Here is a 16,123-nt window from a genome sequence, read left to right as displayed (position 1 = left end):
CCTTCGTTTTACCAAAATTAACGTCAAAAAGCCGCGTTAAGGTTACTGGAAATAAATCCGGTTTTTAACGTGGCTCATCTGGATTGAAACGATTGTGCCCCGGTCAACAAGCCGGGTTTTCGGATTCGAGGATAAATATGGAAGACTTAACAGCCGTTGCCGTTCATACAGACGTTTCCCTTTGGGGATTGTTCTGGCAGGCGGGCTTCATCGTCAAGCTTGTGATGGTGGGATTGCTGGGTGCATCAATCTGGACATGGGGGATCATTCTTGACAAGAGCCTCGGATTTGGTCGGGCCAAACGCGCATTTGATCGCTTTGAGCAGGTCTTCTGGTCGGGCCAATCCCTTGAGGAACTTTACCGCAACCTCGGCGACAAGCGCACGACGGGAATGGGCGCCATCTTCATCGCTGCCATGCGCGAATGGAAAAAGTCATTCGAGAAAGGCGCGCGGTCACCAATCGCCTTGCAGATGCGTATCGACAAGGCAATGGACGTGGCACTTGCACGCGAAAGTGACTATCTGGCCGCACGCCTGACATCGCTCGCCACGATTGGTTCAGCCGGTCCGTTCATCGGTCTGTTCGGTACAGTTATCGGTATCATGACATCATTCATGGGTATTGCCGGATCGAAGTCCACCAGTCTTGCAGTTGTTGCGCCGGGCATCGCGGAAGCGCTCCTGGCAACGGCGATTGGTCTGGTCGCGGCTATTCCTGCGGTTATCGCCTACAACAAGCTTTCAAGCGATGCAGGTAAACTGACTGCGCGCATGGAAGGATTCGCCGACGAGTTTTCCGCCATACTATCGCGGCAAATCGATGAGAAACTGCCGCGTACTTAAGCCTGCGCAACAGATACAGCAATTGCGAGAATTGATGCCATGGGCATGTCTATAGGAAATAATGGTTCTGGCGGCAGTCGCCGTCGTCGCGGCCGCCATAGCAAGGGCGTGATGAGCGAGATCAACGTTACACCGCTGGTCGACGTCATGCTTGTGCTGCTGATCATCTTCATGGTGACCGCGCCAATGATGACTGTTGGCGTACCGATCGACATGCCTGAAACATCAGCCCAGACGCTGAACAGCGAAGCTGATCCGATCTACGTGACAATCAACCAGCAAGGCCAGATTTACTTGCAGGAAACCGAAATTCCGCTTGAAGAAGTGGTGCCTAAACTGCAGGCAATCGCCAAGACCGGCTATAAGGAACGCATTTTCGTCAAGGGTGACAAGGCTGCCGATTACGGCACGATCATGAAGGTGATGGCGCAGATTTCCGGTTCGGGTTTCAAGAATATTGGTCTCGTAAGTCTGCCAGAGGGTAACTGATCCATTATGCGGGGCAGCATCACATCTTCAGCAATAATCCATGCCGCTTTGCTCGGCTGGGGACTGTTGTCGTTTTCTGCGCCAACCCCGATGGATATGGCTAACTCCGAATCCATGCCCATTGATATTGTGTCTGATGTAAGTCAGCTGCAAAAGGGCGACAAGAAAGCCGAGAAGAACGAGAAGCCTGCGCCGAAGCCTACCCAGAAGCCTCAGACCATCCCTGATGCGCAAAATGTCGGTGACAGTGAAGTTGATGTGGAAACCAAGCCCACGACAGAGACCAAACCGAAGCCAATAGAGGCAGCGGAAGCGCCCAAGCCATCTGAAACACCGGTAGCCAAACCAGAGCCGCAACCTGAACCCAAGCCCGAAGCAAAGCCTGAGCCTAAACCGACGCCAGTACCTGCAACAGAGGTGAAGGCAGAGCCAGAGCCCAAGCAGGAGATCAAGCCTGATCCGGTTGCTGCAGCCATCAACGATGTGAAACCTGAACCGGCACCGGCAGAAACGCTGAAGGCCGAACCTGCCCCGCAAGCCGAAAAGCCTGCCGAGGAAGAGTTCAAGCTGCCCGAAAAGGTTGCAACACCGCAGGCAAAGCCAACGCCTCCTGCACAGACGGCCAAAACGCCTGATCGCAAGGAGCCTACCGAGAAACCTAAGCAGACGGCTTCGACACCTTCCAGGGAAAAGGATGGAATCGCAGATCAGGTTGCTGACTTGTTGAACAAGCAGAAGGCTTCTGCTGGCGGCGCGAAGCGCTCAAGTGACCAAGCTTCATTGGGTGCGAGCAAGACGACTGGTGGAAGTTCGCTTAGCCAGAGCGAGATGGATGCTTTGCGCGGCATCATCGAAGGCAACTGGAATAAGCCGGTTGGTGCTGAAGAGTCGCCTGACATGAAGATTATCGTTCGGTTTCGCTTAACGCAGGACGGCCAGATTGACGGAAGTCCTCAAGTTAGCGGGACCGGTGCTGATGCCGGACTTTTGAATGCGGTCAAGAGCAGTGCTTTGCGAGCTGTCATGCGCTCTGCACCGTTCAACTTGCCACAAGACAAATATGACACTTGGTCGACTGTCGAACTGACATTCTATCCGGGTGCGACCTGACAATCACACAATAGGCCAGCCAAAAGAGGGCCCTTAACTAATGCTGAAACTTTCCCGTTTTATCCTCTCCGCAGTAGCGCTCGTCATGACGACATCGATGATTGCGACTTTGCCAGCCCGCGCTGAGCTTAAACTCGACATCACCAGAGGTGTTGTGGAGCCTATGCCCATCGCGATCACCGACTTCCTGTCCGGCGATCAGCTCGGTGCGCAAATCTCCGGCGTTATTGCTGCAGATCTTGAGCGTTCCGGACTGTTTGCCCCTGTGGACAAGGGCGCGTTTATCGAAAAGATATCCAATCCGGATGCCGCCCCACGTTTCGAAGACTGGAAAGTGATCAACGCGCAAGCGCTGGTGACTGGCCGTGTAACCAAGCAGGGTGACGGCAGGCTGAAAGCCGAGTTCCGGCTTTGGGATACGTTTGCGGGTCAGCAGCTTGAAGGGCAGCAGTTCTTTACGGCCCCGGATAGCTGGCGCCGTGTTGCCCATATTATCGCTGACGCGATCTATGAGAAGCTGACCGGCGAAAAAGGCTACTTCGACACGCGCGTCGTGTTTGTCGATGAATCCGGTACCAAGGAAAAGCGTATCAAGCGCCTCGGAATTATGGATCAGGATGGCGCCAATGTTCGGTATCTGACGAATGGCAAAGACCTTGTCCTGACGCCGCGCTTCTCTCCAAGCCGTCAGGAAATCACCTATATGTCCTATGAGGGCGGCAAGCCGCAGATTTATCTGCTTCAGCTTGAGACAGGGCAGCGTGAACTCGTTGGTAATTTCCCGGGCATGACCATTGCACCGCGCTTTTCGCCGGATGGCCAGAAGGTTGTGATGAGCCTGCTTCAGGAAGACGGCAGCGCCAATGTTTATGCAATGGACCTGCGTAGCCGGACGACGACCCGTTTGACCAGCACATCCGCAATCGATACCGGTGCATCCTATTCGCCCGATGGTTCGCAGGTGGTGTTCGAATCTGACCGCGGCGGTCGTCCGCAGATTTACAAGATGGGTGCAGACGGTTCCAATCCGCAGCGTATTTCTTTCGGTGACGGTTCCTACTCTACACCAGTTTGGTCACCTCGCGGCGATCTCATTTCCTTCACCAAACAATCAGGCGGCCAGTTCTCCATCGGTGTCATGAAGACGGATGGTTCAGGAGAACGTATTCTGACGAGCGGCTATCATGACGAAGGCCCGACATGGGCACCGAACGGGCGCGTCCTGATGTTCTTCCGTATGCCTCCCGGATCAAACAGCCCGCACCTTATGACTGTTGATCTGACAGGGCGTAACCTGCGTCAAATCCAGACGCCGAACCTTGCTTCGGACCCTGCATGGTCGCCGCTTCTCGAATAAATGGCACCATTTCGATGAATTAAGTCGATTCCCGGCGTTGTTTTCCAACATCGCCGGGAATGTCGTTTTTCCGCCGCATTCCTTACATTAAGGATGCGTCACAATCATTAAGTTTCGCCGTTAATCCTGATGTTAAGAGTGGATTAACCCTGTTTCTTGAACTGGTCTTAACCTCAATATGGTTACTGCTTAATCACCGAAACAAATTCAATTCCTAAGGAGTCCAGGCTATGCGCCGCTTCGAAATGATCGCTCGCAGTCCAGTTTTCGTCGCCCTCTTCTTGTCGCTCGCCATAGCTGGTTGCGCAAAGAAGCCAGTCAACAGTGCCGGTGATCTTGGCCTCGGAGCCGGTGCTGCTACGCCTGGCTCGACGCAGGACTTCACAGTAAACGTTGGTGACCGCATTTTCTTCGACGTTGACTCGTCCGTCATTCGCGCCGACGCCCAGCAGACCCTGTCGAAGCAGGCTCAGTGGTTGCAGCGTTATCCTAACTACGCCATCACCGTTGAAGGCCACGCCGACGAACGCGGTACTCGCGAGTACAATCTGGCCCTTGGTCAGCGCCGTGCGGCGGCTACACGCAACTTCCTTGCGTCACGCGGTTTACCAGCACAGCGCATCAAGACGTTGTCTTACGGCAATGAACGCCCGGTTGCTGTTTGCGATTCGGAGTCCTGCTGGTCGCAGAATCGTCGCGCAATCACCGTCCTCGGTGGTGCAGGCAGCTAAGCCGAACCAACGGAAACTGAGAAAAAGCGGCTTTAGGGCCGCTTTTTTTGTTTTATAACAAGTTGAAACAAAATTTGGCCGAAGTCGCCTTGCTCATGATAGATAGGGCTGCTGCAAAAGGTTGCAGTGTTAAATTCCCATATCAGGGGCGGTAAAGGAATGAACAAACGATTGAAAAGTTTCGTATTGGCGATGACGGTGGTGCCATTTTTGGCAACCGGCGCGAGCCATGCGGCTAGCGGTGGCGGCGGGTTCTTCCCTCCGGCTCCCAAGGCAGCTGTCGGTACTACCATGGATGCACCTGTTCTCATGGCTCAGGCGGGCGATCCGCGTGTCAGCCAGCTGGAAGAGCAGATCAGGCAGCTGACCGGCAAGATTGAAGAACTGAACTTCCAGCTTTTGCAGATGCAGGAGCAGATGCGGAAAGTTCAGGATGACAATGAATTCCGCTTTCAGGAGCTGGAAAAAGGCAAGCGTTCCGACGCTGGCGGCAAAGGCGACCGTACGGTCGCCGAAGCTCCCCGCGCGCCACACAATACGGAGGCATCGACAGATGCCTCCACCGATTCCGCTGCTATTGATCCGCAGGTTGATCCTTCCAACGATTCAGTTTTCGGTGTGCCGCCGCAAACACTTGGGCAGATTCAATTTGATGCCAATGGCAACGTAATCGGTGGAACCCGAAACGATGATCCTGCACAGGCGGACAACACAACGGTGGCTGCCTTGCCACAAACCGACGATCCAAAAACGCTGTATAGTCAAGCTTATCAGCTATTCCTGTCTGGCGATTACCGCAGTGCGGAAGCTGCCTTCCGCAGTCACGTGGATCGTTTTCCAAATGATCCGGCCGATCCCGATGCACGATATTGGCTTGGAGAATCGCTTTTCGGCCAAGGCCGTTACCAGCAGGCAGCATCGGTTTTTCTGGATAATCACAAGCAGTTTCCGGATTCCAAGAAAAGCCCGGAAAATCTGCTCAAACTGGGTATGACACTGGCGAAAATGAAGGATCATGATGTGGCCTGCGCGACGTTTGGATCGGTCACATCGCGGTATCCAAACATCTCTGCAGCGATTAAAGAGCGCGTGAAGAATGAGCGTGCTGCCAATAAGTGCTGAAACATCGATTGATCTGAACAGCATTTTCTCTGCAATTGACTTTGAAGGGGCGCGATCAATCGTCGTCGCTGTTTCAGGCGGTAGCGATTCTCTCGCTTTGCTTTATTTGCTGCTGGAATACCGCGCGGCGCACAGTTCGTTCCCGGGAATAGTCGCCGTAACGATTGATCATGGACTCAGGCAGGAATCCCGCGATGAAGCGGATTATGTCGGCGAACTCTGCCGGAAGGCCAATATAGATCATCGGATATTGCAATGGCATGGACCGAAACCTGATACGGGTCTGTCAGCCAAAGCACGCGAGGCGCGTTACAGACTGTTGTGTGATGCTGCACGCGTCATTGGCGCGAGCATGGTATTCGCCGGTCATACATTGGACGACCAAGCAGAGACATTTCTGATGCGCTCCGCCCGAGGTACGAAGAATGGTGATCGGGGGCAGGCCGGCATGGCGCCGGCAACTTTGCTGGAGCGGCAGGTATGGCTGTTGCGACCCTTACTGAACATGCGGCGCGAGGAACTGCGCGATTATTTACGAAAGCACGGTGTCGTTTGGCGGGACGATCCGTCGAATGAAAGTTCGAAATATGAGCGTGTGCGGGTTCGCAAAAGCATTCAGGGCCATGATCTGACGCAGCTAGGTCATGAAATCAGGATCAAGGCTTCCCGGCGCCGGGAACTCAATTCAAAGGTTGCAACCACGTTGCCAAGCTGCGTGACAGTTTTCAAAGGCATCAAAATTATGATTGATCGCGAAAGCTGGCGTAGAAACGAGCCTCAAGTTCAACAATTGGCAATTGGTGTGCTGCTTGCCATCATGGGTGGTCAGCCCTTCATGCCTGCCGCTGCCCTTTGTAAAAAAGCATTGAAATTCATGGAAGAGAACAAAAGGTACAGCAGGTTGGCAATTGGTCGCTGCATCATTGAAACGAGACCGGGAAACATTTTGCTCTATCGCGAAATGCGATCAATACCCACCGTTACCGTTGAACCGGGTACATCTGCGATCTGGGATGGGCGATATAGGATCACAAATGCGGGTGAGCAACCTATGGTTATTCAGGCTTGCGGTAAGCAGCGGCTCGATGCGATGAAAGATCGATTGCACGATATTCATGTGCCATCGGCGCAATCCAGTCCCGCGTTCTCCTTACGCGAAGGTACTGAGTATCTTCCCGTTATTGACGATCACGGTAAATTGCCTAAAGGAGTAACGATTGAGCGTCATTTTGAATTATTTGACAATATTCTCGTAGGACACGACGAATTGCTGGCACAATGTATGGCTACGATGTTTAAAGTTGAGCCTTACAAGCGTTCTCCTGTAAACCAGTTTAACAAGAATTGAGCGGAAGTCGAACGCCAGCCTTGGCAAGGGCACGCTTCGAACCTATGTTACATGCAAATTCCGCATCTGCGGTTGCAATTGATGGGACCTGACATGAATCCTAACTACCGGAACTTCGCGCTGTGGGCGATTATAGCTTTGCTCCTGATCGCGTTGTTCAATCTCTTTCAAAGCCCTGCGTCGCGCTCAGCTTCAAGTGATGTGCCATATTCGCAGTTCATCACGGATGTTAACAGCGGACGCGTGAAGTCGGTGACCATCACCGGTGATCGCATCACTGGTACGTATTCGGACAACAATTCCAATTTCCAAACCTATTCACCCGGCGATCCTGGTCTGGTTGGACGTTTGGAAAGCAAGAATGTGCAGATTGCAGCGCGTCCTGAATCAGATGGGTCAACCTCACTGGTTGGCATGCTGATTTCGTGGCTGCCGATGATCCTTATTCTTGGCGTCTGGATTTTCTTCATGCGCCAGATGCAGGGCGGCTCGCGCGGTGCCATGGGTTTTGGCAAGTCTAAAGCCAAGCTTTTGACCGAGGCGCATGGCAGGGTAACATTCCAGGATGTCGCTGGTGTTGACGAAGCCAAGGAAGATCTTGAAGAGATCGTCGAGTTTTTGCGCGACGCCCAAAAGTTCCAGCGTCTCGGTGGACGTATTCCGCGTGGTGTCCTGCTGGTCGGCCCTCCCGGTACAGGTAAAACCTTGCTTGCCCGCGCCATTGCTGGTGAAGCCAATGTTCCGTTCTTTACGATTTCCGGTTCTGACTTCGTGGAAATGTTTGTCGGTGTTGGTGCATCCCGTGTCCGTGACATGTTTGAACAGGCCAAGAAGAATGCTCCCTGCATCATCTTCATCGACGAAATCGATGCTGTTGGTCGTCATCGCGGTGCCGGGCTCGGCGGCGGTAATGATGAACGCGAGCAGACATTGAACCAGTTGCTGGTGGAGATGGATGGTTTTGAAGCCAATGAAGGCGTGATCCTCATCGCGGCAACCAACCGTCCCGATGTTCTTGATCCGGCACTCTTGCGTCCGGGCCGTTTTGACCGTCAGGTCGTTGTGCCCAATCCGGATGTTGCCGGTCGTGAGAAGATCCTCAAGGTTCACGTTCGCAACGTGCCGTTGGCTCCAAATGTCGATCTTAAAGTGCTGGCGCGGGGTACTCCGGGCTTTTCCGGTGCTGATTTGATGAACCTCGTCAATGAAGGTGCGCTCATGGCTGCCCGGCGTAACAAGCGCCTTGTCACCATGCAGGAATTCGAAGACGCAAAAGACAAGATCATGATGGGTGCAGAGCGCCGTTCCACGGCGATGACGCAGGCGGAAAAAGAACTGACTGCCTATCATGAAGCCGGTCATGCCATTGTTGCATTGAACGTGGCTCTTGCTGATCCACTTCATAAAGCAACAATTATTCCGCGTGGTCGTGCGCTTGGTATGGTGATGCAATTGCCCGAAGCGGATCGTTATTCGATGAGCTACAAGTGGATGATTTCGCGTCTTGCAATCATGATGGGTGGCCGAATTGCCGAGGAACTGAAGTTCGGCAAGGAAAACATCACATCCGGTGCTTCGTCTGATATCGAGCAGGCAACCAAGCTTGCCCGGGCGATGGTGACGCGCTGGGGCTTTTCCGACAAACTCGGACAGGTAGCCTACGGCGAAAACCAGGAGGAAGTTTTCCTCGGCCACTCGGTTGCGCGCACGCAGAATGTTTCGGAAGAAACAGCTCAATTGATTGACGCGGAAGTCCGCAAGCTTATCGAAGATGCCTATAGTGCTGCTCGTACCATTCTGACGAAAAAGAAGAAGGAATGGATTGCGATTGCTGAAGGCCTTCTGGAATATGAAACGCTGACTGGCGAGGAGATCAAGGCTCTGATGGCTGGCAACAAGCCCGCACGTGATCTTGGTGATGATACGCCGCCCTCTCGCGGATCAGCTGTGCCAAAAGCCGGAGCAAAGAAACCTCGCAAGGGTGATGAGCCCGACAAGGGGCTTGAGCCTCAACCGCAATCCTGATTGTAGCAAGAATAGAAAAGAGCGGCTGGTGAGAACCGGCCGCTTTTGCACGAATTGTTCATGGTTCAGAATTTAGTATAATCGCCACACAATTTGTGAACTGCGAAAGAGATATTCTTCTGCAATAAGCAAGGCCAATTCAAGCAGAGTAATCGTAGCCGTTACACACGCCTACGTATCGCAACAACTGGATAACGTACATGGCTCGTAAGTATTTTGGCACCGATGGCATTCGCGGACAGGCAAACGCCTATCCCATGACTCCCGATATTGCCATGAAAGTCGGCATGGCTGTCGGGCTTGCTTTCAAGCGTGGCGAACATCGTAATCGCGTGGTTATTGGCAAGGATACACGACTTTCCGGCTATATGATCGAGAATGCCCTGGTGGCTGGCTTTACCTCGACTGGAATGGATGTTTTCCTTTTGGGACCAATTCCAACGCCTGCTGTGGCGATGTTGTGCCGGTCATTGCGCGCCGACATAGGTGTGATGATATCGGCTTCCCATAATCCTTTTCAAGACAATGGTATCAAGCTGTTTGGGCCGGACGGTTTCAAGCTTTCCGACGCGATCGAACTTGAAATCGAACGCTTGATGGACGAGAATCTGGCTGACCGCCTGTCTTCCTCGGAATCTCTTGGCCGCGCCAAGCGTGTGGATGGTGATATTTATCGCTATATCGAGTTTGCCAAGCGCACGATGCCCAAGAATATCTCGCTATCCGGCCTGCGGATCGTTGTCGATTGCGCCAATGGCGCAGCGTATAAGGTAGCACCTGCTGCATTGTGGGAACTCGGCGCTGACGTTGTTACGATCAACAACGAGCCGAACGGCACGAATATTAACGAAGATTGCGGTTCAACTCATCCTTTGAGCCTTATCAAAAAAGTACATGAAGTTCGTGCCGACATTGGCATTGCATTGGACGGTGACGCGGACCGCGTGCTCATTGTCGATGAAAATGGTGCCATTATCGATGGCGATCAACTGATGGCAGTCATCGCCCAGTCATGGCAGGAATCGGACCGTCTCATCGGTGGCGGCGTTGTTGCGACCATCATGTCCAATCTTGGCTTCGAGCGGTTTCTTGGGGATCGTGGCCTGACCTTAGCCCGCACTCAGGTGGGTGACCGTTATGTGGTTGAGCATATGCGAAACCATGGTTTCAATATTGGTGGTGAGCAATCAGGACATATCGTCCTTTCGGATTTCTCGACAACCGGCGACGGACTCGTGTCTGCCTTGCAGATTCTGGCTGTGGTGCAGCAATTGCAAAAGCCTGTCAGCGAGGTTTGCCGCAAGTTTGATCCCGTTCCGCAGCTTCTCAAGAATGTTCGTACGACTGGCACGAAGCCGCTTGAGAACAAGCAGGTAAAAAGTGCAATAGATGACGCCCGTGGTCGCCTCGGCACATCCGGACGTCTTGTTATCCGCCCATCCGGTACCGAGCCGTTGATCCGCGTGATGGCGGAGGGCGATGACCGGAAGCTGGTCGAGGCTGTCGTCAACGATATCATTTCAGTGATTTCGTCTGCCGCATAAAGCGAGCGTTGCTACAATCTGAAAGGGCCCTTCGGGGCCTTTTTTATTGCCTGATTTCAGGGCAACCATTCATTAACGTTAATAGATATGGTGAATAAACACGGTTAAGCGTGATTTAACTTTTTCCGCTCATATTGGGACTCACAACTTTTGGCGGCGTCCGCTGCGATGACTTTTGGGCCTGTGAGGGAAACGGAAATGAGCACCTTTAACAAATATGCTGCATTGAGCGCAGCGCTTCTGTGCCTGGGTGCTGCCCCGGCCTATGCGGCTGATATTCAGGAGGCACCGATCGTCGAGGTTCAGCAATTCGGTGGCTGGTACCTGCGCGGTGATATCGGTATGAGCAACCAACGGCTGGATAAGCTGAGATACTCCGCTTTTTCCGAACCTGGGGATTTCGGTTGGAACAATGACGGCGACTTCGATGCAGGAATTACAGGCCAGATAGGTATTGGTTATCAGTTCAATGATTGGCTTCGTGCAGATGTGACTGCACAATACCGTGGTAAGACAAAGTTCGATGCACAGGATTACTACGATACGGACGGTATTCCCGGTGGTGGCGATAACGGTACAAATGATTATCGCGCCAAAAAATCCGAATGGCTGTTTCTTGCCAATGCTTATGCTGACCTTGGCACCTATGCGGGCATAACGCCTTATGTTGGTGCTGGTATCGGTGCATCGCGCAACACAATCTCAGGCTTCCGGGATGTGAATGTTGTGACTGGTGGCGGTGGTTATGCTGGTAGCGAATCAGAATGGAATCTCGCTTGGGCCCTGCATGCCGGTGTGGGTATTAAGGCCACAGAGCGCATGACGATTGATCTCGGTTACAGCTATGTTGATCTCGGTGATGCGAAGACCGGTACATTCTACAACAACAATGGTGATAACCGTGGTGAGTCGGTGAAGTTCAAGGACATTACCTCACATGATTTCAAACTCGGCGTGCGCTACGCATTCTGATAAATCGAACGATATCAACAAAGCGGCAGACCGCAGGGTCTGTCGCTTTCGTTTTTTGTGTCGCACACGAACATATTTCTTGACTGCAAACGACATTTCTCCTAACTCCCCAAGTGGGCCACCTCTCCCCAACGAGAGGCAAGCTATCTGAGAGGATAGGAGAAAACATGACGACGCTTTCCAAGCCGGCGCAGCGCCCGGCTAACCCCAACTTTTCATCAGGTCCCTGTGCCAAACGCCCCGGCTGGTCGCTTCAAGCGCTCGCCGACGCGCCGCTTGGCCGTTCGCATCGTGCCAAAGTTGGCAAAACGAAGCTGAAACTGGCAATCGATCTTACCCGTGAAATTCTGCAGGTTCCGGCCGATTACCGTATCGGTATTGTTCCTGCTTCCGATACCGGCGCTGTTGAAATGGCGCTTTGGTCGCTGCTCGGTGAGCGCGGTGTTGACATGGTAGCGTGGGAAAGCTTTGGCGCCGGCTGGATCACGGATGTTGTGAAGCAGTTGAAGCTTGCTGACACACGCCTGATCGAAGCAGGCTACGGTGAATTGCCCGATCTCTCAAAGGTCGATTTCGACCGCGATGTCGTGTTTACCTGGAATGGCACGACTTCCGGTGTACGTGTGCCGAATGGTGACTTTATTCCGGCTGATCGCAAAGGATTGACTATATGCGATGCGACATCGGCCGCATTTGCGCAGCGCCTCGATTTTGACAAGCTGGATGTAGTTACCTTCTCATGGCAGAAAGTGCTTGGCGGTGAGGGTGCACATGGCATGCTCATTTTGAGCCCGCGTGCTGTCGAGCGCCTCCAGACCTATAAGCCCGCATGGCCTTTGCCGAAGATTTTCCGCCTGACATCCGGCGGTAAACTGATCGAAGGAATTTTTGCTGGCGAGACAATCAATACGCCATCAATGCTCTGCGTTGAGGATTATCTGGATGCGCTGAACTGGGCAAAGTCCATAGGTGGTCTTGATGGTCTGGTCAGCAGGGCCGATGCGAATTTCGCGGCGCTGGACGCATTCGTTGAAAAATCGTCTTGGCTTGGCAATCTTGCTGTTGTTCCGGCGACACGATCCAACACCTCGGTTTGCCTGACGATAGTTGATCCAGAGATTACGGCTCTCGATGCAGACGCGCAGGCGGCCTTTGCCAAAAATCTCGTGGCTGTGCTGGAAAAAGAGGGCGTTGCCTTCGATATCGGAGCCTATCGCGACGCGCCTTCGGGCCTTCGCATCTGGGCTGGCGCAACGGTGGAAACCTCCGATCTCCAAGCTCTGACGCTTTGGCTGGACTGGGCGTTCCAGTCCCAAAAAGCCGCGTTGAAACAGGCAGCCTGATTTCATTCAGTGATGGCCGTGATCACGCGGCCATTCCCATTCAATCACCCGATTTTTAAAGATGGAGGCCATCATGGCACCACGCGTACTCGTATCCGACAAGCTTTCTCCAACTGCCGTGCAGATATTCAAGGATCGCGGCGTTGAAGTCGATTATCTTCCCGATCTGGGCAAGGACAAAGACAAGCTGCTTGAAGTTATTGCTCAATATGACGGGCTTGCTATCCGTTCCGCAACCAAAGTCACTGAAAAGCTGATAGCCGCAGCAAAGAACCTCAAAGTGATTGGCCGCGCCGGTATCGGCGTGGACAATGTGGACATTCCGGCTGCATCGCGCCGCGGTATCATCGTAATGAACACGCCTTTCGGCAATTCCATTACGACTGCTGAACATGCGGTCGCGCTTATGTTTGCCTTGGCTCGTGAGTTGCCCGAAGCAGACGTTTCAACACGCGCAGGCAAGTGGGAGAAAAACCGCTTCATGGGTGTCGAAATCACCGGGAAGACCCTTGGTGTTATCGGCTGCGGCAATATCGGTTCCATCGTTGCAACACGCGGCGTTGGGTTGAAAATGCATGTTGTGGCATTCGATCCGTTCCTCTCGGAAGGCCGTGCTGAAGAACTTGGTGTTGAAAAGGTTGAACTTGACGAGCTTCTGGCCCGCGCTGACTTCATCAGCCTCCACACACCGATGACGGACAAGACGCGCGGTATCATCAATGCCGAAGCCATTGCCAAGATGAAAGAGGGTGTCCGCATTATCAACTGCGCACGCGGCGGCCTTATCGTAGAGAAGGATCTGGTTGCGGCTTTGAAATCCGGCAAGGTCGCCGGGGCTGGCATTGACGTCTTCGAGGTGGAGCCTGCCACAGAAAATGAGCTATTCCACCTTCCTAATGTGGTTTGCACACCGCATCTCGGTGCATCCACCAGCGAAGCGCAGGAAAATGTTGCTCTGCAGGTTGCCGAACAGATGTCGGACTATCTGATCAAGGGCGCTGTATCGAACGCAATAAACATGCCTTCGATTACTGCTGAAGAGGCACCCCGTCTCAAGCCATTCGTTAAATTGGCAGAGGTATTGGGTGCGTTCGTGGGGCAGGTTACAGAAGAGCCGATTGAGGAGGTGGAAGTCCTATTTGACGGTTCCACGGCAGCAATGAACACCCGCGCACTGATCAGTGCGGCTCTGGCCGGTCTGATCCGCCCGCAGGTAGCCGATGTAAATATGGTCTCGGCACCGGTCATGGTGAAGGAGCGCGGAATTGTGCTTTCGGAAGTGCGCCGCGATAAATCCGGTGTCTTTGATGGCTATATAAAGCTTACCGTCAAAACCGCTTCGCTGACCCGCTCAATTGCCGGAACCTGTTTCTCCGATGGAAAGCCCCGGTTCATCCAGATCAAGGGGATCAACCTTGACGCGGAAGTTGGTCAGCACATGCTCTATACGACCAATAACGATACGCCTGGCATGATTGGTACGCTCGGAACAATTTGCGGAAAGAACAGCGTCAACATTGCAAACTTCTCCCTCGGTCGTGACCATCCGGGCGGCAATGCAATCGCCTTGCTTTACCTTGATGCGCGTATTCCAGATGGCGTATTGCAAGAACTGATCGACAACAAAGCGATTGTCTCGGCCAAGCCACTGGAGTTTGACGTTTCCTGATTGTAGAAGCCATCTCATGGCAACGGGTCCTGAAATATTGCGATGGCGCCCGATGGAGGTGAGTGATCTCGCCTCTGTCAGCGTCATGGCGAGCACTATTCATACGGATTTCTTTGAAGCGGATGCCGTTTATCAAGAACGCCTGCAGCTTTATCCAAATGGATGCCATGTGTTGCAGACCAGTGATGGAAGCCTGATCGGATATGCGATTACCCATCCTTGGCTTCTCTATACAATGCCGGCGCTCAATAGCCTGCTTGGGCAGCTTCCGGACGAACCTTCGACGTATTATCTCCACGATATAGCTTTGCTGCCGCAATCAAGAGGCACGGGTGCGGCGCGCGAAATCGTATCGATTCTTGCCGGTCATGCACAGGACTCAGGTTTCCCTACCATGTCATTGGTTGCCGTGAATGGCTCTACGGGATTCTGGCAAAAGCAGGGATTCGAACCTTATGAGCGGCCCGAACTGGATAACAAGCTCAAGACCTATTCCGACGATGCCCGTTTCATGGTGCGGCATCTCCGCTGAGAGCCGCGTGTTTACGACCGCTAAGCTCTGCGATCCATATGCCGCCAAGAACGAGTACCAACGCAATCGCGTGGTAAAGCTGAAATGCTTCGCCGAGCAAGAATACTGCCAGAAAAGTACCGAATATCGGAACGGCATTGATGAAAAGCCCGGCACGATTGGCACCTATATATTCAACTCCCTTGATGAAAAGCACCTGTGCGACAATTGAAGGTAGCACAGCCGTATAAATCACGACTGTCCAGCCTGTAGCGTCCGGTAACATTGTTTCACCGACCTGCCATTCCCAAAGCGCAAAGGGGACAGCAGTCAGAAAGGCAAAGAAGGTCATCGCAGCCATCAGGCTTTGCCAGTTTATTTCCGGGCGAAACCGCAATGCCACCGTATAACCACTATAGACAAGTATGGCGATGAGCATCAGGGCATCACCAAAATTGACCTTCAGGCTTGATAGGTTTGCAAGGCTGCCGTGGCCAGCGGTTAGAGCAACGCCAATAAGCGAAAGACTGAAGCCGATCACCTGACCGAGGCGAACCTGTGTTCCGAACAGCAGAAGATTTGCAATGAAGATCACCATCGGAATGCCTGCCTGCTCAATGGTAACATTGATGGCTGAGGTGTAATTCAGCGCACTGTAAAGAGCCATGTTGAACACGGTGAACCCGAAAGCTCCGAGTGATGCCAGCAGGATCAAATGTTTCTTCAGGACATTCCAATCCTGACGCAACTGCCGGTTGCTAAGAGCGGCTACAATCAGGAAAGCAAAAAGCCAGCGCAACACGGTTAAAAGCATTGGAGAGATGTGCCCGACGGCAAATTTCCCAGCAACAGCATTGCCGCCCCACAGGAAAGCGGTAACTAGAAGATAGATATAGGCAGTGCGATGCATGGGATGAGCTTTTCTGTTTGCACGATTGCTACAACCGTTTTGTCCAACATTAGATTTATTCGTCACACAAAGCCAAATAGTCGCGTGGAATGCGTAAAGAATAGTCGCGCTTTTCCAAAGCAGCCTGTATAGAAGCACCGCATTTAA

Annotated in this window: 14 protein-coding genes; 13 read left to right on the top strand and 1 reads right to left on the bottom strand. The window is 52.9% G+C overall.

Features of this window, described 5'->3' with window-relative positions:
* Positions 1 to 137: 137 nt before the first annotated feature.
* The 13 genes from tolQ to ABKW30_RS00810 all read left to right on the top strand — a co-directional run bounded on the left by tolQ (position 138) and on the right by ABKW30_RS00810 (position 15,087).
* Complete coding sequence (gene tolQ, locus ABKW30_RS00870) at positions 138 to 845, top strand: protein TolQ (RefSeq protein WP_008128090.1); 708 nt, start codon at positions 138 to 140, stop codon at positions 843 to 845.
* A gap of 39 nt (positions 846 to 884) precedes the next feature.
* Complete coding sequence (gene tolR, locus ABKW30_RS00865; RefSeq protein WP_122083313.1) at positions 885 to 1,334, top strand: protein TolR; 450 nt, start codon at positions 885 to 887, stop codon at positions 1,332 to 1,334.
* A gap of 6 nt (positions 1,335 to 1,340) precedes the next feature.
* Positions 1,341 to 2,444, top strand: coding sequence for a cell envelope integrity protein TolA (locus ABKW30_RS00860; RefSeq protein WP_348596138.1), 1,104 nt, complete (start codon positions 1,341 to 1,343; stop codon positions 2,442 to 2,444).
* A gap of 40 nt (positions 2,445 to 2,484) precedes the next feature.
* Complete coding sequence (gene tolB, locus ABKW30_RS00855; protein ID WP_348596136.1) at positions 2,485 to 3,801, top strand: Tol-Pal system beta propeller repeat protein TolB; 1,317 nt, start codon at positions 2,485 to 2,487, stop codon at positions 3,799 to 3,801.
* Between the two features lie 230 nt (positions 3,802 to 4,031).
* The gene (gene pal / locus ABKW30_RS00850; RefSeq protein WP_008128081.1) at positions 4,032 to 4,532 is read left to right on the top strand and encodes a peptidoglycan-associated lipoprotein Pal; all 501 of its coding nucleotides are present in this window, start codon (positions 4,032 to 4,034) and stop codon (positions 4,530 to 4,532) included.
* 159 nt (positions 4,533 to 4,691) lie between these two features.
* Complete coding sequence (gene ybgF, locus ABKW30_RS00845; protein ID WP_348596135.1) at positions 4,692 to 5,654, top strand: tol-pal system protein YbgF; 963 nt, start codon at positions 4,692 to 4,694, stop codon at positions 5,652 to 5,654.
* Positions 5,629 to 7,002: a tRNA lysidine(34) synthetase TilS gene (gene tilS / locus ABKW30_RS00840; protein ID WP_348596134.1), complete on the top strand. Its 1,374-nt coding sequence runs from the start codon at positions 5,629 to 5,631 to the stop codon at positions 7,000 to 7,002. Before ybgF ends, tilS begins: the two co-directional genes overlap by 26 nt.
* Positions 7,003 to 7,095: 93 nt before the next feature.
* On the top strand, positions 7,096 to 9,027 hold the full coding sequence (ftsH, locus tag ABKW30_RS00835; RefSeq protein WP_348597553.1) for an ATP-dependent zinc metalloprotease FtsH: 1,932 nt from the start codon (positions 7,096 to 7,098) through the stop codon (positions 9,025 to 9,027).
* 200 nt (positions 9,028 to 9,227) lie between these two features.
* The gene (gene glmM / locus ABKW30_RS00830; protein WP_348596133.1) at positions 9,228 to 10,571 is read left to right on the top strand and encodes a phosphoglucosamine mutase; all 1,344 of its coding nucleotides are present in this window, start codon (positions 9,228 to 9,230) and stop codon (positions 10,569 to 10,571) included.
* 198 nt (positions 10,572 to 10,769) lie between these two features.
* Positions 10,770 to 11,543: an outer membrane beta-barrel protein gene (locus ABKW30_RS00825; protein ID WP_348596132.1), complete on the top strand. Its 774-nt coding sequence runs from the start codon at positions 10,770 to 10,772 to the stop codon at positions 11,541 to 11,543.
* A 167-nt stretch (positions 11,544 to 11,710) separates the two neighbouring features.
* Positions 11,711 to 12,886, top strand: a complete 1,176-nt coding sequence (locus ABKW30_RS00820; protein ID WP_348596131.1) for a phosphoserine transaminase — start codon at positions 11,711 to 11,713, stop codon at positions 12,884 to 12,886.
* A 73-nt stretch (positions 12,887 to 12,959) separates the two neighbouring features.
* Positions 12,960 to 14,555: a phosphoglycerate dehydrogenase gene (gene serA, locus ABKW30_RS00815; RefSeq protein ID WP_348596130.1), complete on the top strand. Its 1,596-nt coding sequence runs from the start codon at positions 12,960 to 12,962 to the stop codon at positions 14,553 to 14,555.
* Positions 14,556 to 14,571: 16 nt separating this feature from the next.
* Complete coding sequence (locus ABKW30_RS00810; RefSeq protein ID WP_348596129.1) at positions 14,572 to 15,087, top strand: GNAT family N-acetyltransferase; 516 nt, start codon at positions 14,572 to 14,574, stop codon at positions 15,085 to 15,087.
* Here the strand turns inward: ABKW30_RS00810 and ABKW30_RS00805 are convergent.
* Positions 15,065 to 15,976, bottom strand: a complete 912-nt coding sequence (locus ABKW30_RS00805) for a DMT family transporter (protein WP_348596128.1) — start codon at positions 15,974 to 15,976, stop codon at positions 15,065 to 15,067. The two genes, ABKW30_RS00810 and ABKW30_RS00805, sit on opposite strands and share 23 nt — an antisense overlap.
* Positions 15,977 to 16,123: the final 147 nt, after the last annotated feature.

This window comes from Phyllobacterium sp. SB3 (assembly GCF_040009165.1).
Classification (GTDB): Bacteria; Pseudomonadota; Alphaproteobacteria; order Rhizobiales; family Rhizobiaceae; genus Phyllobacterium.
This window is presented reverse-complemented; position numbering and strand designations above follow the sequence as displayed.